This window comes from Pseudomonas syringae pv. cilantro (genome assembly GCF_001293775.1).
Lineage (GTDB): Bacteria > Pseudomonadota > Gammaproteobacteria > Pseudomonadales > Pseudomonadaceae > Aquipseudomonas > Aquipseudomonas syringae_P.
The window spans coordinates 112,457-134,824 of record NZ_LGLN01000077.1 but is presented as its reverse complement, the minus strand read 5'-3'; the positions used below and the strand labels follow the sequence as shown (position 1 = coordinate 134,824).

Genomic DNA, 22,368 nt, shown 5'->3' with positions numbered 1-22,368 from the left:
TCAGGGGTAGCACCATGTCGAACGTTGATCGTCGCAGTTTCATCAAGTTGGCGGGCATTATCGGCCTGAGCGCGGCGCTGCCTTTTGGTCGCGCCTACTCGGCCGACGCACCGCTGGTGGTGGGTTTTATCTACGTCGGCGCGCGCGACGACTTTGGTTACAACCAGGCCCACGCCCAGGCTGCCGCCATCATCAAGACGCTGCCCAACGTCAAAGTCATTGAAGAGGAAAACGTCCCGGAAACCGTGGCCGTGCAGAAAACCATGGAAGCCATGATCCGTCAGGACGGCGCCACGCTGATTTTCCCGACCTCGTTCGGCTATTTCGAACCGCATGTGGTCAAGGTCGCCAAGAAGTACCCGGACGTGCGTTTCGCGCACTGCGGCGGCCTCTGGCAGCAAGGTAAAGACCCGATGAACGCGGGCAGCTTTTTCGGTTACATCGACGAGGCACAGTACCTCAATGGCGTGATCGCCGGGCACATGAGCAAGAGCAAAAAACTCGGTTTTGTGGCCGCCAAACCCGTGCCGCAAGTGCTGCGCAACCTCAACGCCTTTGCCATGGGTGCGCGCTCGGTAGACCCCAGCATCGTCACCACGGTGATTTTTACCGGCGACTGGTCGTTACCGGTCAAGGAAGCCGAAGCCGCCAACGGCCTGATCGATCAAGGCTGTGACGTGCTGACCTGTCATGTCGATGGGCCGAAAGTGATAGTCGAGACTGCCGAGAAGCGCGGTGTCATGACCTGCGGCTACCACGCCAGCCAGGCGGCGCTGGCGCCCAAAGGCTACCTGACCGGGGCCGAATGGAATTGGGAAACCCCGTATCGCGCTCACGTCGCGGCAGCCCAGAGCGGCGCGCCGATGATCAACTTCCTGCGCGGCGGGCTCAAGGAAGGCTTCGTGAAGACATCTGCCTACGGCCCCGCCGTCACCGCTGCCGCGAAGCAACAAGCGGATGCCATCAAAGCCCAGATGCTCGCAGGTCAGTTCGTGATTTTCAAAGGCCCGCTCAAGGACAACAAAGGCGCTGTGGTGATTGCCGATGGCGTGGCGCAAACCCAGACCGACATTGCTCTGGAGAGCATGAATTATCTGGTCGAAGGCGTGCTTGGCCAGCTCTGAGGAACGTTCATGAGTCCATCCATAGGTCTGCGCCGTTTTGCCAGCGCACTGTTGCCGGGGCTGCCTACGCTGCTGGCGGTGTTTTCCTCGTGCGTGCTGTTCGGGCTGTTTCTGGCGATTCAAGGCAAGCCCGCCTGGCAGGCGCTGCAACTGGTCGGCGAAGGTGCATTCGGCTCGTGGTTTGCGCTGGAAAACACCTTGCAACGCGCCGCGCCGCTGATGCTGACAGCGCTGTGCGTAGCCCTGCCTGCTCGCGCCGGGCTGATCATCATCGGCGGTGAAGGCGCATTGGTGCTCGGCGGGCTGGCGGCGGCAGTGACGCCGTTATGGCTGGGCCACCTGCCTGCCGCAGTGATGCTGGGCGGCATGGCGCTGGCGGCGATGACCGTGGGCGCGCTGTGGATTGGTCTGAGCGGCTGGATGCGCCAGCGCCGTGGGGTCAACGAGACCATCAGCAGTCTGCTGCTTTCCTACATCGCACTGGCGCTGTTCCGACAGTTGGTGGAAGGGCCGTTGCGCGATCCGGCCAGCCTGAACAAACCCTCGACTCCGCCGCTGGACGATGCCTATCTGGTCGGAACCATCAGTGACGGTTTTGAAGTGCATTGGGGGCTGGTGGCGGGCGTGGTCGCCTGCCTGCTGGCGTATGTGTTGGTGCGCCACAGCGTCAAGGGCTTTGCCCTCGCGGTGGTCGGCGGCAACGTGCGCACCGCCTTGATGATTGGCTTGCCGGTGGACCGCCTGATTCTGCTCAGTTGCCTGCTGGGTGGCGCGGCGGCAGGTCTGGCCGGCATGTTCGAGGTCACGGCGGTACAAGGCAGCGCGAATGCGGCACTGATCGCGGGCTACGGCACCAGCGGCATCCTCGTTGCCTTCGCTGCTCGCCATCATCCGCTGGCGATTATCGTCTGCGCCATTTTGCTTGGAGGGCTGGAAGCCAGCGGCGGACTGCTGCAAAGACGGCTCGGTCTGCCAGATGCGACCACGCTGATTCTGGAAGGCTTGTTGTTCACCAACCTGCTGCTCTGGGAAGCCTTGGGCGGGCGCATCGCGGCCTGGAAAATCAGGCTGTCGACGCTGCACACACGGGTCGACGAGAAAGGAGCGTTGCAACATGGGTGATATCGACCTGGGCACCTTTCTGCTCGCGCTGCTGGCCGGCGCGATCCGCGTCGGCACGCCGTTTCTGTTCGTCAGTCTGGGCGAGTGCCTGACCGAGAAAAGCGGGCGCATCAACCTCGGGCTGGAAGGCATTCTGGTTGCCGGGGCGATGTCCGGCTATGCCGTGGCGTGCCTGAGCGGCTCGGCCTGGCTGGGCGTTGGCGCGGCCGCCGGGGTCGGCATTCTGCTCGGCCTGTTGCACGGCCTGGCCTGCTCGCTGCCGCGGGTCAATGACATCGCGTTCGGCATCGCGCTGATTCTGCTCGGCACGGGGTTGGCTTTTTTTCTCGGCAAGGCCTTTATCCAGCCGCAAGCGCCGATGCTGCCTTCGCTGGCCCTGGGTGCCTGGAGCCACGAGGAACGCGTGCGTTCGGCGCTGAACATCAATGTGCTGTTCTTCGTCGGCGCAGCCCTGGCGTTCGCCCTGCATTGGGGGCTGCGCACCACCCGTTGGGGGCTGATGCTGCGGCTGGTCGGCGACCATGCCGAAACCGCCCAGGCGCTGGGCTATAAACCCCTGAGGGTACGCATCGTGGCCACCGCTGTCGGCGGCGGGCTGGCGGGGATCGGCGGGGCCTACCTGTCGCTTTATTACCCCGGCAGCTGGAACGAAGGCTTGTCCAGCGGCCAGGGTCTGATGGCGGTGGCGCTGGTGATTTTCGCCCGCTGGCGCCCGTTGGCCTGCCTCTGGGCCTCGCTGCTGTTCGGTGCCGCTGGCGCCATCGGCCCGGCGCTTCAGGCAGTGGGCATCAGCGCCGGTTACTACCTGTTTGCAGCCGCGCCCTATGCCCTGACGCTAGTGGTGATGTACGCCACTTGCCGCCGCGGCCGCACGCTGAACGGCGCGCCGGGCGAACTCAGCCTGACGCGATGAACTGATCTTTTCGAGGAGGCATGACATGGCCAGTGGTCTTGGTGGTTTGAACAAGTCGCCCAACGGCGTGGTGATCGGCCTGGCGCAACTGGCGCTGCCCGATCCTCACACCCGCGAGGCGTTGTGGGCACAAACGCAGAAAGTGGTCGGCATGGTGGCCAAGGCGCGGCGCAGCAATCCGGGCATGGACCTGATCGTGTTTCCCGAGTATTCCCTGCATGGCCTGTCGATGAGCACCGCGCCGCAAATCATGTGCAGCCTCGAAGGGCCGGAAGTCATGGCGCTGCGCGAGGCGTGCAAGGAGCACCACATCTGGGGCTGCTTCTCGATCATGGAAGCCAACCCGCACGGCAATCCGTTCAACAGCGGTCTGATCGTCGATGACCTCGGCGAGATTCGCCTGTACTACCGCAAGCTGCATCCGTGGGTGCCGGTCGAACCGTGGGAGCCAGGCGATCTCGGCATCCCAGTGTGCGACGGGCCGCGAGGCAGCAAGCTGGCGCTGATCATCTGCCACGACGGCATGTTTCCGGAAATGGCCCGCGAGTGCGCCTACAAAGGGGCCGACATCATGTTGCGCACCGCCGGTTACACCGCGCCGATCCGCCATTCGTGGAAAATCACCAACCAGAGCAACGCCTTCACCAACCTCATGCAGACCGCAAGTGTCTGCATGTGCGGCTCCGATGGCACGTTCGATTCCATGGGCGAAGCCATGTTCGTCGACTTCGATGGCACGATCATGGCCGAAGGCGGTGGCCGCGCCGACGAAATCGTCTGCTGCGAACTGCGCCCCGATCTGGTCCGTGAAGCGCGTGTGCATTGGGGTGTCGAGAACAACATCTATCAGTTCGGCCATCGCGGTTATGTGGCGGTCAAGGGCGGCGCACGCGATTGCCCTTACACGTACATGCACGACCTGACCGCTGGCCTGTACCGCTTGCCCTGGGAGAACGACGTGGTGCACACCGACGGCAGCTCGTGCGGTTTCGCCGCGCCCGAACGCGACTTCAAACCCACGCCCGGCAGCTGGAAGGAGTAACGCCATGAGTGAACGTCATATTGCGTCGCAGCCCTACCCCTGGCCATGGAACGGCCAGTTGCACGCGCACAACACGGCGTTGATCGTGATCGACATGCAGACCGACTTTTGCGGCGTCGGTGGCTACGTCGACAGCATGGGCTATGACCTGGCGCTGACCCGTGCGCCTATCGAACCGATCAAGGCGCTGCTGACGGTGATGCGTCCGCTCGGCTTCACCATCATTCACACCCGCGAGGGGCATCGCCCGGACCTCAGCGACCTGCCGGCCAACAAACGCTGGCGCTCGCAGCGTATCGGCGCAGGGATCGGCGATCCGGGCCCGTGCGGCAAGATTCTGGTGCGCGGCGAACCGGGCTGGGAAATCATCGACGAGCTGGCCCCGCTGCCCGGCGAAATCATCATCGACAAACCCGGCAAAGGCTCGTTCTGCGCCACCGATCTGGAGCTGATCCTGCGCACGCGCGGCATCGATAACCTGATCCTGACCGGCATCACCACCGACGTCTGCGTGCACACTACGATGCGCGAAGCCAACGACCGCGGCTTTGAATGCCTGCTGCTCGAAGATTGCTGCGGCGCCACCGATCCGGGCAATCACGCGGCGGCGCTGAGCATGGTCAAGATGCAGGGCGGCGTGTTCGGCGCCGTCGGTCATTCGTCGCTGCTTCGCGATCTACTGGAGGCATGAGCATGCGCGCCGCGAGCCTGGAAACGATCGGTGCCAGCAAACATTTCGGGACGTTTCGGGCGCTGGACGAGGTGTCGTTCAAGGTCCGCGCCGGCACCGTGCACGCCCTGCTCGGCGAAAACGGTGCGGGCAAAAGCACGCTGGTCAAAGGCATCATTGGCTACAGCCCGTTGCAATCAGGCAGCATTCTGATCAACAACCGCGAGCATGCGATTCGCACACCGCGCGACTCGCATCAGTTGCAGATCGGCATGGTCTATCAGCACTTCACCGTCGCGCCGGGCCTGAGCGTTGCGGAAAACCTGGTGCTGTCGCGGGGTGATCTGCCGTGGCGGATCAACTGGGCCGCCGAGCACGAGCGCCTCGAAGCGTTCATGGCGGACATGCCCTTGCGGCTCGACATCCATCGCCCGGTCAGCAGCCTGGCCGCCGGTGAAAAACAGAAACTGGAAATCCTTAAACAGCTGTATCTGCAGCGGCGGCTGGTCATTCTCGACGAGCCCACCTCGGTGCTCACGCCCCAGGAAGCCGATGAAGTGCTAGGCCTGATGCAGGCGATGGCGCACCGTGGCGAATTGACCGTGCTGATGATTACCCACAAGTTTCGCGAGGTCAGCACCTACGCCGACGACGTTACCGTGTTGCGCAAGGGTCGCTGGGTGGGCACGGCAGCCGTGGCCGACACCAGCACTCAGCAGATGGCCGCCTGGATGATGGGCGAAGCGCAGTTGCGCAGCGTCAGCACTGAGCGCCCGCTATCGGCGGCCAGCGCGCCGCAATTGCAGGTAGAAAACCTGGACGTGCCGGGCGACAAGGGAACGCTGGCGGTGAAGAACCTTTCGCTGGCGGTGCATCCGGGGGAAATTGTCGGGATTGCGGGCATCTCCGGTAACGGGCAACGCGAACTCACCGAAGCACTGCTCGGCCAACGACCGTTCAGCGCAGGAAAAATCTCGGTCGACGGCCAGCCTTACCACGCCCGGCGCGAACAGATGCAGCGCTTGCGGGTGTTCAGTCTGCCGGAAGAACCCTTGCGCAATGGCTGTATTGGCGGTTTCAGCGTCGCTGACAATCTGGCCCTGCGCAACTTCGACCAGCCGCCTTTGTGCCGTCAGGGCTGGCGTCTCGATCGTCGTGCCATTGGCGCGCAGGCAAAAACACTGATCGAGCAGTTTCAGGTTTCGCCCAACGACCCGAACCGGCCGATCGGCACCCTGTCGGGCGGCAACGTGCAGCGCGCCGTGCTGGCCCGCGAACTGACTCGTGACGTCGCCGTGCTGATCGTCGCCAACCCGGTCTTCGGCCTGGACTTTGCCAGTGTGGCGCTGATCCACCAGCGCCTGATCGATGCGCGCAACAACGGCACAGCGGTTCTGCTGCTCAGTGAAGACCTCGACGAACTGCTGAGCCGGGCCGACCGCATCGTGGTCATTCATGACGGCGAGCTGGTTTTTGCATCCCCCGCAGCGACCGCCGACCGCACCGAGCTGGGTCGGCACATGGCCGGTGCCGAACAGCATTCGGAGGCGTTGCCATGATCAGCCTGCAAGCGCGCCCTTCCGCCTTCCTCTTCGAGCCCTCGCGTACAGCGGTGGTGATCATCGACATGCAGCGCGATTTTCTGGAACCCGGCGGGTTCGGGGCCGCGCTGGGCAACGATGTCGCGCCTCTGCAAGCCATCGTGCCCGCCGTGCGGCAACTGCTGGCGCTGGCTCGCGACCAGGGTCTTGCAGTGATTCATACCCGCGAATCTCACCACCCGGACCTGGCCGACTGCCCGCAAGCCAAACTCGAGCACGGTTCACCGGGGCTGCGCATTGGCGATCCGGGGCCGATGGGGCGCATTCTGGTTCGCGGCGAGCCCGGCAATCAGATCATCGACGCGCTGACGCCCATTGCCGGTGAATGGATCATCGACAAGCCCGGCAAAGGCATGTTTTTCGCCACCGATCTGCACGCCAAGCTCGCCGAAGCGGGCATCACCTACCTGATTTTTGCCGGCGTCACCACCGAAGTCTGCGTGCAGACCAGCATGCGCGAGGCCAATGACCGGGGTTATCGCTGCCTGCTGCTCGAAGACGCCACCGAAAGCTATTTCCCCGCGTTCAAACAGGCCACCCTGGACATGATCACCGCGCAAGGTGCGATTGTCGGGCGGGTTGCCTCGCTCGCCGACCTGCAACTGGCCCTGCACACAAGGAGTACGCAGTAATGGACATCAACCTTCCCCATGTGGTCGCCGAAGTGACCCACGCCTTCAACGACTACGAACGCGCCCTGCTGGCCAATGAACTGGCCACACTGGATGCCTACTTCTGGAATTCCGAACAGACCGTTCGCTACGGCGTCGCGGAGAACCTGCACGGCGCCGACACCATTGCGCGCTATCGACGCCAGTGTCAGCCGGTCGGGCCGGGCCGCACGTTGTTGCGTACCGTGATCAGCACCTTTGGCGAAGACTTCGCCACCGTCAGTACCGAATTCCACGATGGCGTGACTCAACGTCTGGGACGACAAATGCAGACCTGGGCTCGCCTTGAGGGCGGCTGGAAAGTCGTTGCCGCACATGTCAGCATTGACCTGAGCAGCCTGGAGCCACGCCCTTGAATCCCCCGAACACCACCAACGCGCTGGCAGAAGACGTCTATCGCCGGCTCAAGCAGGAGATTTTCGACTTTTATCTGCTGCCTTACGACCGGTTTACCGAAACCCAGTTGGCAGATCGTTATCAAGTCTCGCGAACCCCGATACGTGATGCGCTCTATCGCCTGCAACGCGAAGGCTATCTGGACGTAGAGTTCCGGCGCGGCTGGTCAGTCAGACCGCTGGATTTCAACCAGATCGATCAACTCTACGACCTGCGCATCGTGCTTGAATGCGCGGCGATCGAACGTATCTGCGCCTCCTCCGACGTGCATCCGGAGCTCAATATCCTGCGCGCACACTGGCTGATCGCTCCCGAGCGCAGGCAGGTCGATATGCAAATCGTTGCCGACCTCGATGAACAGTTTCACACGCAATTGGTGGCGGCCTCAGGCAACCTGGAAATGGCCCGGGTTCACCAGGAGGTCACCGAACGCATCCGCATCGTCAGACGCCTCGACTTCTTCAAAAGCGCCCGCATCGAACACACCTACCTCGAACACGCCGCCATCCTCAACGCATTGCAGGCGCGCAAACGGGATGAGGCGTTGTTGCTGTTACGCTCACACGTGGAAATCAGCAAACTGGAAGTGCGCAAACTGACGATCTCCATGCTCACCGATGCGCGAAGGCGGCATGAGGCTTGATGACTGAGTGCATAGACGCTCAACTTCGCGGAGGACAGACAAATGCGTGAGCGAAAATCCGCACGATTGCTGGTAATCAGCCCGTCACGAGCAGTATTGCTGTTCAGATTTCAGCATAAAGAGGGTGCGCTGGCCGGCAAAAACTATTGGGCAACGCCTGGCGGTGGCGTCGAAGACGGCGAAACTTTTGAGGCCGCTGCCATGCGTGAACTGCGCGAAGAAACCGGTATCCGGGTCAGCTCGGTCGCTGAACACATTGCCGACAGAAGTTTCCCGATGCTGCTTCCCAGCGGCGAAACCGTGCTCGCAGTTGAGCGATACTACGTTGTGCATGCCGAGAGTGAGGCGCTCTCTCGGTCAGAATGGACTTGGCAGGAAACTCAGGTCATGGCGGAGCATCGTTGGTGGTCCGCTAACGAGCTGAAATCTACAGAAGAAATCGTATGGCCAGACAGCCTTTCACAAATGCTCGAGGATGCGGGGGTTTGGGGGCAGAAGCTGTTTTAGACGTTATGCATCCAAGGTGCATAGTGCACAAGCTTTTCAAGCGCTTCAATTGCAACGCTGCACCATTCCGGCACCTCGTTGAATGTGTATTCAACATCTGACGCATCGGTGATTTCTGCTTCTAGCTCAGCTTTAGCCCTTGAATTGTCAAACAAATACGCCCGACTCGTTGCTTGAATTGCCTCAGGAAGCAGTGCCAAGCATCTGTAATAACGTGCACGTACCTTGTCCGGTGTGACGTTATGCCCCCCGTCCTTAACACGAATTGCAACACGGTTGATATTGAGATAGCCCGAAAATCCTTACTTCGACACTTCACAAAACCGCGCACTGGTTACCCATGATGAGCACAGCAAAATTCTGCCAGCGCTGTCTGCAAAAATGCAATAGCAACGCAAGTCATAAGGTTACTTGACGGATCGTGACATGCGTCACACCTGAACGTATCGTCAGTCAATTGCACACGGCATTGCAGATCGAAGGCCAGGACATTTTCATCTCGTGCAGCATCCTGTCTCTGGGGCGAACACTCAATCTGGATATAACGGCAGAACAGGGTTATCTGTTGAACAGGCCGATGCGATCAGAGGCGCTGTTGCGCATTATCAGATCGGCTGCCGAATGCAGTGCCTGAGCGTCCCGGCTTACCGAGCCAGGCCAGACTAGAGCGGTTCAACTGCGCCGCTACTTGCGTAGGGCACCAGGCAAACCGCTGCGTTTCACGTCAACCAGTGCCATAACAATGACGTGCCGATCAGCCCGACCAGCGAGACGATGGTCTGCAACACCGACCACACCCAGAGCGTTTGTTTCAACTGCAGACCGAAGTATTCGCGGACCATCCAGAAGCCGGCGTCGTTGACGTGGCAGAAAAACACCGAGCCCGCACCGATCACCAGCGCAATCAGCGACGCCTGCACCGGCGCCAGACCGGCCATCATGGGCGCGAGAATACCCGCCGTCGTGGTCGTTGCCACGGTGGCTGAACCGGTGGCCTGGCGCAGGGCCACGGCAATCAGCCAGGCGAGCAGCAGATAAGGCATGTGCGCGCCTTCCGCCACTTTGCTGATGGTCTGGCTGACCCCGGCATCCAGCAGCGTTTGCTTCAGACCACCGCCTGCGCCGATGGTCAGCAACAGCACGGCAATCGGTGCCAGGCTTTTACGCAGCGTTGCGCCAACATGCTCACGAGACAGGCCATTGGCCCAGCCCAGGCAAACGGTTGCCGCCAATACTGCGATGCCCAGAGCCACCAGCGGCTCGCCGAGAAACTCCAAGGTCAGCGCAACAGTGCTTTCGGGTTCCAGGGCGACCTTGGCCAGGGTGCTGCCGAGCATGAGAATCACTGGCAGCAGGATGATCAGCAACGATACGCCGAACCCTGGCTGACGGCTGGCTTCAGGCTTGGCGCTGAACAACTCGCCCAGCTCGGCAGGCTGTTCGATGTGCATGCGCCCGGACAACCAGTTGCCATACAGGGGACCGGCGAGAATCACCGCGGGCACAGCGATGCACAGCCCCAGCAGCATGGTCAGCCCCAAATCCGCGTGCAGCGCACTGACGGCAATCAGCGGTCCGGGATGAGGCGGCATCAGCGCATGCAGGGTGGTCATGCCCGCCAGTGCCGGAATGGCGATTTTCAGCAGCGGCTGCCCGGACTGACGCGCCATGACGAAGATGATCGGCACCATCAGGACCAGGCCGACTTCAAAGAACAGCGGCAGGCCGATGACCATCGCGACCAGCGCCATGATCCACGGCAGCATCCGGCCTTTGCCCAGTTTGAGCAAGGTAGAGGCAATGCGATCCGCCGCCCCCGACTCGGCCATCAACGCCCCGAGCATCGCGCCCAGGGCGATGATGATTCCGGCCTCGCCAAGAATGGCACCAGCGCCTTTGCTGAAGGCTTTTGCAACCGACTCAGCCGGTAAGCCTGCGCCTATCCCGGCAATGAACGTACCTACCAGAATCGACAGAAAAGGCGGAAGCCTGGTCGCGCTGATCAACACGATGATCGTGGCAATGGCAATCAGGCAGCAGATGATCAGCCAGGTGTCGTGAAGCACCCAGGCAGCAGACGATAAATCCAATTCAGGTCCCCTGTCGTATGGTTAAGTGCGGGTGCCCATCGCGAGCACCGGTCTGGAAATGGAAACAATTGGTTTCAATATTTTCAGACGATACCGGAATGCGCCATGACGTCGCGAAAAAATATGGATTCAACGCAGGTTTTGCCGCCTGGATTTTCAGACTGAAACGCCCGTTCAGGCCGCAATCACGGCCCGTTCGGTGCAGATGCACCGCACAGGCTATGTGGGTATAGTGCGAAGGCAACGAGTGTTCAGGGCACGCGGTCCAAACGGCAGCCCCGGCTATTCTCAAGGCAATGCGTCATACAGTGTCTGATCAGAGCCGCGGTCAATCACAGGATCACTCGACGGGAAATCAGATGACCTCATCCAGTCAGCGTCTGGCCTTGCTTGAAGCAGTTGTCGAGCAGTCATTCAATGCCGTATTGATCACCGATGCCGAAATGACCGGGGGCGGGCCGTTCATTGTCTATGTCAATCCGGCGTTTTGCGCGATGACCGGTTATGCCGCAGAGGATCTGATCGGCGTATCGCCACGGATTCTGCAGGGGCCGGAGACCGACCCGCAGATCATCGAGCGGATGCGCCGCTGCCTGAGCGAACGTCTTTTTTTCGAAGGATCGACGATCAATTACCGCGCAGACGGAAGTCCGTATGTCGTCGAGTGGAAGATTTCTCCGGTACGCGATGAAGCGGGCGTCGTGTGCAATTTCGTTTCCGTCCAGCAGAACATCAGCCCGCGCATTCGAGCCGAACGCGAACAGTACCTGCTGGCCCAGGCGCTGAACGCGGCGCTCGATCCGATCATCATCACCGACCGTAATTCCGTCACTGTGTTTGTCAACGAAGCCTTCCAGAACATTACCGGGTACAGCGCGACCGAGATTGTCGGCCAGAACCCGGGGATGCTGCGCTCGGGCAAACACGATGAGGCCTTTTACGCGCAGTTCAACGAGACGCTGGCGAGCGGCGAGCCGTTTCGCACCACGTTCATCAACAAGCGCAAGGATGGCTCTCTTTTCTACGCAGAACACAGCATCTCCCCGCTCCGTGATCTGGAAGGGAAAATCACTCATTACGTGAGCATCAGCCCGGACGTCACCACCCGCATGGGACGCGAACAGCAACTGCTGGAGTTTGCCCACAGCGACCCGCTGACCGGCCTGGACAATCGCCGAGCGGCCGAACATACGCTGGAGCGCCTGATCAACACGACACGGGTGTCGGGACGCCCCTTCAGCCTGATCATTTGCGACATCGACCATTTCAAGCAGGTCAATGACCGTTACGGACACCCCGCCGGCGACAGCGTGTTGAAAAGCGTCGCCGACATCCTCAAACACCAGGTCCGAATGTTCGATGTTGCAGCCCGCTGGGGAGGCGAAGAGTTTCTGGTGCTGGTGGCCGACAGCTCGTTGAATCAGGCTGCCGAACTGGCCGAACGTTTGCGCAAGGGCGTTGCCAGTCTGGAACTGACCGAAACCGGCTGCATCACCATCTCACTGGGCGTCGCGGAACTTGAGTCAGGGGAAACCGCAGCCAGCCTCATTCAGCGCGCGGACAAGGCGCTTTATCAAGCCAAGCGCCTGGGGCGCAACCGGGTGGAACGCGCTAGCTGATCACCGGGCTGACGTGACGTAGCGCCTCGCCAACCTCCCGCATGCCGTAATCAGGGCCGGGCGCCTTTGACCAGTGCGGGTATCCTCAGCACCTTGGTCGCCGCCGTGATGTACACCCACGACTGCGAACCTGTCGAACAGAAGGCGAGGTTGCCGGTGTCTTTCGCAGCAATCAGCAGTTTGCCCAACAGCTCGCCCTTGGCAGAAAACACCTGAATGCCCTCTTTGCTGCTGCTCCAGACATTACCCTGCTCATCGACCTTAACGCCGTCTGCGATGCCCGGCGAAACCTCGACAAACGTCCGCCCGTTGCTCAACACGCCATTATTCACCTGATAGACCATGATGCGATGCGCCAGCTTGGGGTTCTTGAAATCATGGGCCAGTTGCGAATCGGCGACGTATAACAGACGCTGATCGGGCGAAAAGGCCAGGCCATTCGGAGAATGAAGCCCGGGCGTCTCGAGCCTGGTCAGTTCGTCACGCTTCGGGTCATAGCGATAAAGATACTCACCGCCCTGCTCTGGCTTGCCTCCGTAACTTTCCGCCTTGTTCAGCACGCCGAAGGTCGGATCACTGAACCAGATGTTGCCGCTGTCATCGACGACAACATCGTTCGGACTGTTCAGGCGCTTGCCCTGATACGTGTCGACCAGCGTGCGCCACTGACCGTCTGCCTCCTGACGCACAATCGCCCGTTCGCCATGGGAAGCGGCAATGACGCGCCCTTCGGCATCCCGTGCACGTCCATTCTGATAATGGGCAGGGTCGAGCCAGGGGGTAACACCCTCACCCTCTTTCCAGCTCATGACCTTGTTGGCCTTTACATCGCTCCAGATCAGTCGTCCTTCAGCGAGACAGAGCGGGCCTTCCGCCCACTGTGCATCGGCGGTCAGTACCTGCGCTTTCGCACCGGGTGCGATCAGCCTGGCAAACCGGGCATGGTTATCCACCACCGATATCGGCGACGCCGGGTCTGACGCCAGCGCTGCGTTGGCCATGAGAAAGACGCTACTCAGCAGCAGGGCGAACGTTTTTTTGCCTGGTCGACCAAAGACTCGATTCATACAGATGTCCTGATATCAATACGCGCAAGCGCCACGAGTACGTTTGGCAGCAGCTTCAGGCTTGAGTTTCACGATCAACTGCACGTTGGGCTGATCACCCACGGTGCGGCTCAGATGCCCGACCCGATCGTCATCAGGACGCGCTTTGGCGGTGCTGTCGGCGTTGAACTGCATCTCGCCCGGCCCCTGAACCAGCACCGTGCCATCGGTCGTTTCCACCGACCATTGACCCTGCAGGGTGATGACCCACTGCGGGCCGGGGGCGTGATGCCAACTGCCGACGTAACCTGGCGGCAGAACGGCGTAGGCAATGCTCTCGACCTCATCGGGCGATACACCAATCCATTGCGGCTCGGCCGGCGGCGCATAGCTTTTGAATTCAAGCCCCTCGATCCGGCAATGATCGACATGAGTCGCGCCCTTTTCGTCCGCCCATACGGTGGCGTATTTGACAGGCGGCTGAAGCTTGCCATTGCTGGTGGTGCTGTCCGATGAATTGCCTGGCACGGCGGTGACTGCGGCAATGGCGCTGCTTGCCGTGCAGGCGACAAGACTGGCCAGCGCGAGGGTGAAGAGCGTTTTCACAGGTAAATCCTTATGCATACGAAACCGAGTAGTAAAGCGTCGGTTTCTTCGTGGTTCGAATGTTTCAGAGAAAAGGGCCCGCCGCGAGACAAGGCCCTGGCATCGCATTACAGCTTCGGCAACTGACCGAGACGGCTCATCATTTCGGTCACTATTTGCAGGTCCAGCAGGAATTGCCCGGTGGTCTTGAACTCGCTGTCCGTGTGGCCGGTGTACTTGACGTCGGGCCTGGCCAGGCCGAATTGCACACCGTTTGGCAAATCATGGACCGATGTCGCACCGGCAGACGTACCGAACTTATGTTCCATCCCCAGATTCTCGCTGGCGACGGCCAGCAGTGTCTTGACCCATTCACCCTCCGGGTTGCGATACATCGGCTTGGCAATCGAATAATCGAACGCAGGCTTGATATCGGTTTTCTTGCTCCAGGCGGCAAGCTTGTCGGCGATTTCTGCCTTGAGCACGTCCGCAGACTTGCCCTTGGGCACACGCAGGTTGACGGCCAGTTTGAAAACCTTTTCATCCATCGCAACATAGGTCAGAGAAGCGGTCAGCGGGCCCATGAACTCATCGGAGAAACCGATGCCCAGCTTGTTTCCCAGATAATCCAGCCCCCAATTGTCAGCCGCATATCGCGCAGCGTCCGTGATGTGGTTGTGCTTGAGCGCAACGTTGCCTTCCAGGCTGTTGATGAAATCCAGCATCCGTGCAACCGGATTAACGCCGGACTCGGGGTCGGAGGAGTGCGCGGATACACCGGTAATCGTCAGCTTGACGTCTTTGCCCTCGACCTTCGCGGCCACCTCGAAGTTGCCGCCGTTGCGCTTGATGTAATCAGCGCCCGCCTGTTGCAGGCTGGCTGCAAGCTCCGCGGGCTTGTCCGTCACCCATGTGGCGACCGACTTCGACGGAATCTGGTTAGTGGCCATGCCGCCGGTCACCGAGGTCACTTCCGCGCCCTCGCCTTGCGCCGTTCTGCGGGTAAACCCGGCCATGACCGTGCCGTAGCCTTTTTCGGCAATGACCACCGGATAGCTGCCATCCAGCGCCAGGTTGTAATTAGGCGTCGGATTGCGTTCGAAGTAATAAGGGATGGCATCGCCAGTTGTTTCTTCAGTCGTGTCGATCAACAACTTGAAGTTTCTGGCCAGCGGCAGCTTCTCTTCCTTGATCACTTTCATGGCATACAACGACACCACGATGCCATTCTTGTCATCCTCGGTACCGCGCCCGTACATGCGATCACCGATCAGCGTGACGTTGAACGGGTCCAGCTTCGTACCGTCCGGCAGCACCCAGTTTTCCGGCGTGACCGGCACTACATCAGCATGAACATGAATGCCTACGACCTCATCACCGGCGCCATCGAGCGAGATTTCGTAGACACGGTTATCGACGTTGCGAAACTTCAGGTTGAAGCTTTCGGCAAGGCGCTTGATCGTGTCGGCTATCTTGATGAATGCCGGGTTTTCATGCTGCGCAACGCCGTCGACCCGAACGGTGGGAATCGCCACCAGCTCGCGCAGGGTTTCGGTGGCCGCACTGCCGTATTTCAAACGCGTGTAAATACCGAGCAAACGATAGACATCGTTCTGCTGCGTTTCGGACAGTTTACCGTTAGCGAGAAAGGCACTGATGGCCGGTTCCAGATTGGCGCTCCTGGCGACATCGCTTTTACTCAGGCCTGACAGAAACTGCCTGAAATCAGTCAGCGATGCATCACTGGACGTCTTCAGAATGGCCGCGCTCTGTTGCTCGGTGATGTTGGCGTGTGCAGCGCTGGCAAACGTTGAAAGACTGGCCAGCATCAGCGTCGCAGCAGCCAGTTTTTTAAGGGCAAAGTTCATTGTCGTGGGCATTCCGTGGCGAAAGTTCTGAAAATCCTGATCGCTCGATCAGAAAGCTTTCAACGTTACACCACGACACAATGATGCGGGAACCCCAGGTTGAAATATGGCGGGCGGTGTGTTTCCTCTTGTTTACGCATTCAACTGACCCTGTTGCGCCGAGAAGTAGCGCAGTCATCTATCCACACCAACGGAATTCCCCCGCCGCCGCCGACTCCCACTAGTGACTGGCAAAACGCCAGAAAAATTACCGTGAGAGGAAAGCCCATGAGCACTTCATTCAAGGTTGGCGACGCTGTGCGCTGGAATTCAGAAGCGGGTGAAATACAGGGCAGGATCACTAAAGTGCACGTCAAGGATGTGGAATTCATGGGTAAGCACCGGCCAGCCTCGAAAGATGCGCCGCAGTTTGAGGTGAAAAGCGACAAGACCGGCCACTCGGCTTTGCATCACGAAGACACGCTCAAACCTGCCTGACGGTGCAGTGTGCGTGGTCAGGCACGTCGAGCGGGCTGGTCGTTTCGGCATCAGCGACACGTATCGAAATAAATACAATTGGAAATGAAATTCCAGTGGCTGTATGAAGTGGACAGGTCCCGCGTCCCGCGCAACCTGGGCGGGATCCACCAATCGCTCTTTGACAGTTAACAAGCCCGAGGCTTCTTATGAATTCGTCCCTGTCCCGCCGCAAAGTTCTTCAGTGTGCGTGTTGTCTTCCCGTGGCCGCAGCGCTGATGGAATTCCCGTCCATGGCCCAGGCTGCGCCGACCTCTCCGCGCACCGTCATGACCGCCGACCAGGCGCTAAAAGCGCTGCGTGATGGTAACGACGCGTTCATGACGGACAAGGTCATCAAGGTCATCAAGGTCGAGAGTGACCGTGACCGGCGTCTGGAGATTGCCAAAGGTCAGACGCCGTTCTGCATTCTGATCTCCTGCTCGGACTCACGCGTACCGCCGGAACTGTTGTTTGGCCGTGGCCTGGGTGAACTGTTCATCGTGCGCAACGCGGGCAACACTGTGGATACCGCAGCACTGGGCTCGATTGAATACGGTGTCAGCCAGTTGGGTGTGCCGCTGGTGGTGGTGATGGGTCACGAGAAGTGCGGCGCAGTGGCCGCTGCCGTATCGGTGGTCGAAGACAGCACGGTTTATCCGGGCGCGATAGGCCAGATGATCGAACCTATCCTGCCTGCGGTGTTGACTGCCAAGGCCAGAAAAGGTGCAAGCCTGCTGGAAGACTCGGTCAAGGCCAACGTTCAGCGCACCGTTGCACGCTTGCGCACGGCGTCCGAGCCGACCCTGATGAATCCGATCAAGGATGGCAAGGTCAAGGTAGTTGGCGCTTACTACAGCCTGGAAAATGGCAAGGTCGATTTCTTCGACGTCTGAGCCACGCGGGTTTTAACGCACATCATTCAGCGCACGGACTGCGCTGAACGTTGCGCATGACAGACCTTTCGCGCTGCACTGTTTGCGGTTCAGCCTGGCCTTGAGCAGAGAACTGTTCATGGCGTGCCTGCGCCCCATCAGGCACAGGCACAAGGCACACAATCACCCCTCGATCACACCACAAGCAGCCCGATCTCCGCCACCGCCCAATGGTTTGGGCATATCGGCATGGTTGTCGCCGCCTGCGTGGACCATCAACGCGTGACCTTTGATTTCAGACAATTTCTTCAAGCGCGGCGCCAGTACCGGGTAATCCGCTTTGCCGTCGGCTGTCACGTACAGCGCAGGCAGGTCACCGAGATGACCGTCAGCATAAGGGCCTAGGTGCTTGCCGGTCTTGGCCGGGTCAAAGTGCCCGCCTGCTGCCAGCGCTGCTACCTTGGCGCCGTCTTTGGTGCCCGCCTCGCAGCTAGCGTTTTCATGCACGTGAAAACCGTGGATGCCCGCAGGCAGACCGGTAAGTTTCGGGGTGAACAGCAAACCGTAGTCGGTTTCGCTGACCGTCACGCTGCCGATGGGTTTGGGCGCGCCGTCGGCACTGACCATGTTGATCGGAACGTCCAGCGATGCCGCTTGAGCACTGAGGGAAAAAGCGCCAAGCAGGCCCAGCCATAGATGAGTTTTCATAGGTTTCAATGCGTCCCTGGTCTGGTAATCAGATTGGACGTCGCCTTGAGCAGCGTGCCTGAACATGCCGCGCAACGTCCGTGATGTCACAGAAGATATGACCACAGGCAGGCGGAGTTTGATGCAAAAAAATGCGAATGGGTCGCCGGAGGAATTGATGCAAAACGTCACCGCCGGGAGGTCGACGTGCCTCTCGACCTCCCGGCGGTAAGGGCCTGCGCATCAAAGTCTGCGCAGAGCGGAGGATCAGATGTCCAGGCAGATCTTGCCGAAATGCTGGTTGGTCTCCTGATACTTGAACGCTTCGACGATCTCGGTCAGCGGGAACGAACGGTCCATGACCGGACGCATGCCATTGGCATCGATGGCGCGGATCATGTCCTGTTGCTGGCTGCGGCTGCCGACCAGCACGCCCTGCATGCGCAGTTGTTTGACCAACGCCGGAACGAATTCCAGCTGACCGGCAACACCGCTCAGAATGCCGATGACCGAAATGTGGCCGCCCACTCGCGCAGCGTTCATCGAGTGCTGCAGAGTCGATGGCCCGCCGACGTCGATAATGTGGTCTACACCGCGCCCACCGGTCAGCTTGCGGGCCGTCTCGCCCCAGTTGCTGTCCTTGCGGTAGTTGATCAGGTGGTCGGCGCCCATGGCCTGCAAACGCTCCAGTTTTTCATCGCTGGAAGACGTCGCGATCACCGTTGCACCAACCATTTTGGCGAACTGCAAGGCGAAGATCGACACGCCGCCAGTGCCTTGCACCAGTACGGTATCACCGGCTTTCAGCGAATCATCGACCATCAGCGCACGCCAGGCGGTGAGCCCGGCAGTGGTCAGCGTGGACGCTTCAGCATGGCTGTAGCCCAACGGCGCGCGAGTGAATGAGGTGGCACGGGCTGTGACCTGCTCGCGAGCGTAGCCGTCGACGCCGTCGCCCGGCACTGTGACAAACCCTTCAACCAGCGGCTCGCCGCTGATCCACTCCGGGAAGAACGTGCTGACGACCGAATCGCCAACCTTGAACTCGCTGACGCCCTCGCCTACCGCTGTGACCACACCCGCACCATCGGCCATGGGAATACGCTTTTCAGTCGGCGCCCACATGCCGGTGACGACGGCGAAGTCATGATAGTTGAGCGAGTTGGCGTGCAGACGCACGGTGATTTCACCGGCTTTGGGTGCCAGCACTTCGCTGTCGCCAACGCTGACCTGATCGTAGCCGCCGCCGGCCTGCACGTAGATAGTGGTGTTACTCATGGTCAATCTCCTATCAATTCAACATTAAGCAAAATGACGAAATGTATAAACAAAACTTAAAGTTCTTTCTTGAGCCGATCGGCAAACCGGTCGATGGCCAGTTCGTCGCGGCGGAAGTAAGTCCATTTGCCAATCCGCGTGGCCTGAACCAGCCCGGCACGTTGCAGGATAGCCAGATGCGCAGACGCCGTGGACGCCGACAGGTTGGCCTTGGCCTGAATGTGCGACACGCACACGCCTATCGCCGGATCACCGTGGTCCTGGGGAGGAAAATGGGCTTGCGGGTCTTTCAGCCACTCCATGATCAACATGCGAGTGTCATTGCCGACCGCTTTGATTTGCTCAAGAATCATGGGGCATAACATTACGCTTTTTTACGAAATGTTCAACCCTTGATTTGAAAAAAACAGAGAGCACAGCATTTGATTGCTGCTTCACATCGGCATGCCAAATAAAGCACTCTGTCACATTTATACAATCAAACGCACAGTCGCGAGCACACGCCCCATGATCAATCTGAAATACAGCGCACTGACCATCCTGTTGTCGGGCATAGCAGCTATGGCTCAGGCTCAGGCTCAGGCTCAGGAATCAGACTCGCACCTGGACAAGATTATTCAGACGGGCCAGTTGACGGTCTGCACCACGGGCGATTACAAGCCTTACACCCTGTTACGCGAAGACGGCGAATACGAGGGCATCGACATCACCCTCGCCCGTTCACTGGCAAAAAGCCTGGGCGTCACCGTGCAGTGGGTGCCAACAACCTGGAAGAGCCTGATGCCGGACATGGTCGCCGGAAAATGCGACATCGCCATGGGCGGTATTTCGGTCAGCCTGGAGCGGCAGAAGAAAGCCTTCTTCAGCAACACGCTGGATATCGACGGCAAAATCCCGCTGGTACGTTGCGAGGATCAGGCGTTATACCAGACCGTCGAACAACTCAATCAGCCTTCCGTGCGCCTGATCGAGCCTGCCGGCGGCACTAACGAGGCGTTCGCTCGCGCCCATCTGCCGAAGGCGTCGCTGGCCTTTCACGACAACAAAACCATCTTTCAGGAGTTGCTGGACAAGAAAGCTGACGTGATGATCACCGACGCCTCCGAAGCGCTTTATCAACAGAAGCGCATGCCGGGTCTGTGCGCCGTGAATCCGACCCGCTACATGCAATATGGTGAAAAAGCCTATCTGTTGCCGCGTGACGATGTCGCCTGGAAAGCCTATGTCGACCAGTGGTTGCACCTGAGCAAAGCCACCGGCGAGTATCAACAGGCGCTGAGCGAATGGCTGGCGGTACCCGTCACGCCCTGACGGATATTATTTAGCCATCACCTCAAGTCAGGATTTTCGACGCCGATAGTTACTTGTTCCTCGGTGCAAATGACGAGGCCCTTGATAGCTTTCATAGGGAAATCCCGATGACCCAGACTCAAACGCCTGCTGACAGCCTGACCGTAAAACAGCGATTGATGGCGTCTACATTCGCCATCATTGCTGCGTTTATCGCGCTATCGGTGTTCATGATCCACACGCTCAAGACATCCACTGAAAATGTCGATGCGCTCTACAGCAAGGATTTTCTGGCCACTGAGGCGGTTAACAATATCGACGGTGCGCTCACTCGGGTGGACATCAATATTTTGCGCATGATCGCCATCGGTAACCCGGAACAGACGGCGGGCTGGAAGAACGAAAACGAGGCTGCTTTCGCCAAACTCGACGAGTTGACCGTTCAACTGAGCAAGAACACCGCAGAAACCCTTGATGTGAACCTGACCCAACAGTTGCAGCGCGACTACCTAAAGTTGCGTGACGGCATGCGGCACCAGACCAATGTGATCCAGACGGGTGATATCGCCGCTGCGACCACTATCAACCGGACCGAGGTCAAACCCTTCGCCGAGCAGGTGTTCAAGACCCTGCAAACGCTGCGCGAGCAAGGCAAGCAGCACGCAGGCGAGCGTTTCGCCGATCAGGAATCCAGCGCCACCAAAGCCACCAACCTGTCCATCGGTGCTACCCTGGCGATCACAATACTGGGCGTGATCGTGACCCTCATGACCATACGCAGCATCCTTTCGGCGATTGGTGGTGAGCCTGGCAACGTCGCAACGCTCACCCGCACTATCGCCCGCGGAGACTTGAGCAGCCCGATCACTATCAGCGCCAATGACACCTCCAGCGTCGCGGCTGCCGTGTTCGCGATGCAGACCCAGCTGCGCGACACCCTGCAACAGATTTCAAACTCTGCGACCCAGCTGGCCGCCGCTGCCGAAGAGATGACTGCCATCACTGAAGACGGTGTGCAGGGTATCCAGCGTCAGAACAACGAGATCGATCAGGCCGCCACTGCGGTCAATGAAATGACCAGCGCAGTGGAAGAAGTGGCGCGCAATGCCGAGCACACAGCGCGCTCGTCGAGCAATGCGACCAGCGCCGCGCAAGACGGTCTGGGGCTGGTCAAAAAGACCGTGACTTCAATCAACATCATGAGCACAGATGTGCAGAAAACCGCGACCCTGATCGGCGAACTGGCCGGCCAGTCGCGCGACATCGGCAAGGTGCTGGATGTCATCCGGGGCCTTGCCGAGCAGACCAATCTGCTGGCGCTTAACGCCGCGATCGAAGCTGCTCGCGCGGGCGAGGCCGGGCGCGGGTTTGCGGTCGTGGCGGATGAAGTTCGTGCGCTGGCTCATCGCACTCAGCAATCGACCAGCGAAATTGAACGTCTGGTGACCAACATCCAGAACGGCACTGAACGCGCCGTAGGCTCCATGCGCGGCAATACCGAGCTGGCCAGCGAAACGCTTGGCATTGCCGAAGGCGCCAATGAATCGCTGACCGTCATCAGCGCTGCGGTGAGCGAGATCAACGATCTGAATCTGGTAATCGCCAGCGCTGCCCAGCAGCAGGCCCACGTCGCTCGCGAAGTGGACCGCAACCTCATGAACATCCGCGACCTCTCGGCACAGTCTTCATCGGGCGCACAACAGACCGCCAGCGCAAGCCGTGAGCTGTCGACGCTGGCGCTGGACCTGAACAACATCGTGGGACGTTTCCGCCTGTCCTGATGCCATTCTTACCCCTTGTGTAACAGCGCAAGGGGTACAGCCGGGTAATGAATGGGTCCCGCCCT

22 protein-coding genes are annotated in these 22,368 nt (G+C 59.9%); 15 read left to right on the top strand and 7 right to left on the bottom strand.

What is annotated here, in order from left to right; all coding sequences use genetic code 11:
• The first annotated feature begins 14 nt into the window (after positions 1-14).
• Genes ABJ99_RS21270 through ABJ99_RS21225 form a run of 10 tightly spaced genes read left to right on the top strand, consistent with a single transcriptional unit; the run spans position 15 to position 8,689 of the window.
• Positions 15-1,124: a BMP family ABC transporter substrate-binding protein gene (locus ABJ99_RS21270; protein WP_054087483.1), complete on the top strand. Its 1,110-nt coding sequence runs from the start codon at positions 15-17 to the stop codon at positions 1,122-1,124.
• 9 nt (positions 1,125-1,133) lie between these two features.
• Positions 1,134-2,246, top strand: a complete 1,113-nt coding sequence (locus ABJ99_RS21265) for an ABC transporter permease (protein WP_054087482.1) — start codon at positions 1,134-1,136, stop codon at positions 2,244-2,246.
• Positions 2,239-3,159: an ABC transporter permease gene (locus ABJ99_RS21260; protein ID WP_054087481.1), complete on the top strand. Its 921-nt coding sequence runs from the start codon at positions 2,239-2,241 to the stop codon at positions 3,157-3,159. The genes ABJ99_RS21265 and ABJ99_RS21260 overlap by 8 nt, the downstream gene beginning before the upstream one ends.
• 25 nt (positions 3,160-3,184) lie before the next feature.
• Positions 3,185-4,201 carry a formamidase gene (locus ABJ99_RS21255; RefSeq protein WP_054087480.1) on the top strand — a complete coding sequence of 339 codons (1,017 nt, stop codon included), beginning with the start codon at positions 3,185-3,187 and terminating at the stop codon, positions 4,199-4,201.
• A 4-nt stretch (positions 4,202-4,205) separates the two neighbouring features.
• Entirely contained in the window at positions 4,206-4,892 is a 687-nt protein-coding gene (biuH, locus tag ABJ99_RS21250) for a biuret amidohydrolase (protein WP_054087479.1), read from the top strand.
• A 2-nt stretch (positions 4,893-4,894) separates the two neighbouring features.
• Positions 4,895-6,430: an ABC transporter ATP-binding protein gene (locus ABJ99_RS21245; RefSeq protein ID WP_054087478.1), complete on the top strand. Its 1,536-nt coding sequence runs from the start codon at positions 4,895-4,897 to the stop codon at positions 6,428-6,430.
• Positions 6,427-7,104, top strand: coding sequence for a cysteine hydrolase family protein (locus ABJ99_RS21240; RefSeq protein WP_054087477.1), 678 nt, complete (start codon positions 6,427-6,429; stop codon positions 7,102-7,104). The genes ABJ99_RS21245 and ABJ99_RS21240 overlap by 4 nt, the downstream gene beginning before the upstream one ends.
• A complete protein-coding gene (gene hpxZ / locus ABJ99_RS21235) occupies positions 7,104-7,499 on the top strand; it encodes an oxalurate catabolism protein HpxZ (RefSeq protein WP_054087476.1) in 396 nt (131 codons plus the stop codon). Before ABJ99_RS21240 ends, hpxZ begins: the two co-directional genes overlap by 1 nt.
• Complete coding sequence (locus ABJ99_RS21230; protein WP_054087475.1) at positions 7,496-8,182, top strand: GntR family transcriptional regulator; 687 nt, start codon at positions 7,496-7,498, stop codon at positions 8,180-8,182. The genes hpxZ and ABJ99_RS21230 overlap by 4 nt, the downstream gene beginning before the upstream one ends.
• 42 nt (positions 8,183-8,224) lie before the next feature.
• Positions 8,225-8,689, top strand: a complete 465-nt coding sequence (locus ABJ99_RS21225) for an NUDIX hydrolase (protein ID WP_054087474.1) — start codon at positions 8,225-8,227, stop codon at positions 8,687-8,689.
• A 719-nt stretch (positions 8,690-9,408) separates the two neighbouring features.
• Here the strand turns inward: ABJ99_RS21225 and ABJ99_RS21220 are convergent.
• Complete coding sequence (locus ABJ99_RS21220) at positions 9,409-10,779, bottom strand: GntT/GntP/DsdX family permease (protein ID WP_054087473.1); 1,371 nt, start codon at positions 10,777-10,779, stop codon at positions 9,409-9,411.
• A gap of 359 nt (positions 10,780-11,138) precedes the next feature.
• Between ABJ99_RS21220 and ABJ99_RS21215 the strand changes: the two genes are divergently transcribed.
• Entirely contained in the window at positions 11,139-12,398 is a 1,260-nt protein-coding gene (locus ABJ99_RS21215) for a sensor domain-containing diguanylate cyclase (RefSeq protein WP_054087472.1), read from the top strand.
• A 50-nt stretch (positions 12,399-12,448) separates the two neighbouring features.
• On the opposite strand, the gene ABJ99_RS21210 is transcribed toward ABJ99_RS21215, so the two are convergent.
• The 3 genes from ABJ99_RS21210 to ABJ99_RS21200 all read right to left on the bottom strand — a co-directional run bounded on the left by ABJ99_RS21210 (position 12,449) and on the right by ABJ99_RS21200 (position 15,897).
• Positions 12,449-13,399, bottom strand: coding sequence for an SMP-30/gluconolactonase/LRE family protein (locus tag ABJ99_RS21210; protein WP_162491527.1), 951 nt, complete (start codon positions 13,397-13,399; stop codon positions 12,449-12,451).
• Between the two features lie 81 nt (positions 13,400-13,480).
• Positions 13,481-14,050 (bottom strand): cupin domain-containing protein, encoded by a 570-nt coding sequence (locus ABJ99_RS21205; RefSeq protein WP_054087470.1) that lies wholly within the window; start codon positions 14,048-14,050, stop codon positions 13,481-13,483.
• 107 nt (positions 14,051-14,157) lie between these two features.
• Positions 14,158-15,897, bottom strand: coding sequence for a dipeptidase (locus tag ABJ99_RS21200; protein ID WP_054087469.1), 1,740 nt, complete (start codon positions 15,895-15,897; stop codon positions 14,158-14,160).
• Positions 15,898-16,164: 267 nt separating this feature from the next.
• Here ABJ99_RS21200 and ABJ99_RS21195 point away from each other — a divergent pair, with 267 nt between their 5' ends.
• Positions 16,165-16,374: a hypervirulence associated TUDOR domain-containing protein gene (locus tag ABJ99_RS21195; RefSeq protein ID WP_054087468.1), complete on the top strand. Its 210-nt coding sequence runs from the start codon at positions 16,165-16,167 to the stop codon at positions 16,372-16,374.
• 188 nt (positions 16,375-16,562) lie between these two features.
• Positions 16,563-17,288, top strand: coding sequence for a carbonic anhydrase (locus tag ABJ99_RS21190; protein WP_054087467.1), 726 nt, complete (start codon positions 16,563-16,565; stop codon positions 17,286-17,288).
• A 162-nt stretch (positions 17,289-17,450) separates the two neighbouring features.
• On the opposite strand, the gene sodC is transcribed toward ABJ99_RS21190, so the two are convergent.
• From sodC to ABJ99_RS21175, 3 genes are all read right to left on the bottom strand, one after another.
• The gene (gene sodC / locus ABJ99_RS21185; RefSeq protein WP_007248422.1) at positions 17,451-17,975 is read right to left on the bottom strand and encodes a superoxide dismutase family protein; all 525 of its coding nucleotides are present in this window, start codon (positions 17,973-17,975) and stop codon (positions 17,451-17,453) included.
• Between the two features lie 246 nt (positions 17,976-18,221).
• The gene (locus ABJ99_RS21180) at positions 18,222-19,232 is read right to left on the bottom strand and encodes a zinc-dependent alcohol dehydrogenase family protein (RefSeq protein WP_054087466.1); all 1,011 of its coding nucleotides are present in this window, start codon (positions 19,230-19,232) and stop codon (positions 18,222-18,224) included.
• A 56-nt stretch (positions 19,233-19,288) separates the two neighbouring features.
• Positions 19,289-19,597 carry an ArsR/SmtB family transcription factor gene (locus ABJ99_RS21175; protein ID WP_080378248.1) on the bottom strand — a complete coding sequence of 103 codons (309 nt, stop codon included), beginning with the start codon at positions 19,595-19,597 and terminating at the stop codon, positions 19,289-19,291.
• 142 nt (positions 19,598-19,739) lie between these two features.
• Between ABJ99_RS21175 and ABJ99_RS21170 the strand changes: the two genes are divergently transcribed.
• Both ABJ99_RS21170 and ABJ99_RS21165 read left to right on the top strand, forming a co-directional pair.
• A complete protein-coding gene (locus tag ABJ99_RS21170) occupies positions 19,740-20,543 on the top strand; it encodes a transporter substrate-binding domain-containing protein (protein ID WP_054087465.1) in 804 nt (267 codons plus the stop codon).
• A gap of 107 nt (positions 20,544-20,650) precedes the next feature.
• Positions 20,651-22,303, top strand: coding sequence for a methyl-accepting chemotaxis protein (locus ABJ99_RS21165; protein WP_080378247.1), 1,653 nt, complete (start codon positions 20,651-20,653; stop codon positions 22,301-22,303).
• Positions 22,304-22,368 lie beyond the last annotated feature (65 nt).

Bases quoted from the DNA above. Each gene is read 5' to 3' on its own strand.
- ABJ99_RS21270 (WP_054087483.1), top strand. From the start codon at position 15: ATGTCGAACGTTGATCGTCGCAGTTTCATCAAGTTGGCGGGCATTATC.
- ABJ99_RS21265 (WP_054087482.1), top strand. From the start codon at position 1,134: ATGAGTCCATCCATAGGTCTGCGCCGTTTTGCCAGCGCACTGTTGCCG.
- ABJ99_RS21260 (WP_054087481.1), top strand. From the start codon at position 2,239: ATGGGTGATATCGACCTGGGCACCTTTCTGCTCGCGCTGCTGGCCGGC.
- ABJ99_RS21255 (WP_054087480.1), top strand. From the start codon at position 3,185: ATGGCCAGTGGTCTTGGTGGTTTGAACAAGTCGCCCAACGGCGTGGTG.
- biuH (WP_054087479.1), top strand. From the start codon at position 4,206: ATGAGTGAACGTCATATTGCGTCGCAGCCCTACCCCTGGCCATGGAAC.
- ABJ99_RS21245 (WP_054087478.1), top strand. From the start codon at position 4,895: ATGCGCGCCGCGAGCCTGGAAACGATCGGTGCCAGCAAACATTTCGGG.
- ABJ99_RS21240 (WP_054087477.1), top strand. From the start codon at position 6,427: ATGATCAGCCTGCAAGCGCGCCCTTCCGCCTTCCTCTTCGAGCCCTCG.
- hpxZ (WP_054087476.1), top strand. From the start codon at position 7,104: ATGGACATCAACCTTCCCCATGTGGTCGCCGAAGTGACCCACGCCTTC.
- ABJ99_RS21225 (WP_054087474.1), top strand. From the start codon at position 8,225: ATGCGTGAGCGAAAATCCGCACGATTGCTGGTAATCAGCCCGTCACGA.
- ABJ99_RS21215 (WP_054087472.1), top strand. From the start codon at position 11,139: ATGACCTCATCCAGTCAGCGTCTGGCCTTGCTTGAAGCAGTTGTCGAG.
- ABJ99_RS21210 (WP_162491527.1), bottom strand. From the start codon at position 13,399: ATGGCCAACGCAGCGCTGGCGTCAGACCCGGCGTCGCCGATATCGGTG.
- ABJ99_RS21200 (WP_054087469.1), bottom strand. From the start codon at position 15,897: ATGAACTTTGCCCTTAAAAAACTGGCTGCTGCGACGCTGATGCTGGCC.
- ABJ99_RS21195 (WP_054087468.1), top strand. From the start codon at position 16,165: ATGAGCACTTCATTCAAGGTTGGCGACGCTGTGCGCTGGAATTCAGAA.
- ABJ99_RS21190 (WP_054087467.1), top strand. From the start codon at position 16,563: ATGAATTCGTCCCTGTCCCGCCGCAAAGTTCTTCAGTGTGCGTGTTGT.
- sodC (WP_007248422.1), bottom strand. From the start codon at position 17,975: ATGAAAACTCATCTATGGCTGGGCCTGCTTGGCGCTTTTTCCCTCAGT.
- ABJ99_RS21180 (WP_054087466.1), bottom strand. From the start codon at position 19,232: ATGAGTAACACCACTATCTACGTGCAGGCCGGCGGCGGCTACGATCAG.
- ABJ99_RS21175 (WP_080378248.1), bottom strand. From the start codon at position 19,597: ATGTTATGCCCCATGATTCTTGAGCAAATCAAAGCGGTCGGCAATGAC.
- ABJ99_RS21170 (WP_054087465.1), top strand. From the start codon at position 19,740: ATGATCAATCTGAAATACAGCGCACTGACCATCCTGTTGTCGGGCATA.
- ABJ99_RS21165 (WP_080378247.1), top strand. From the start codon at position 20,651: ATGACCCAGACTCAAACGCCTGCTGACAGCCTGACCGTAAAACAGCGA.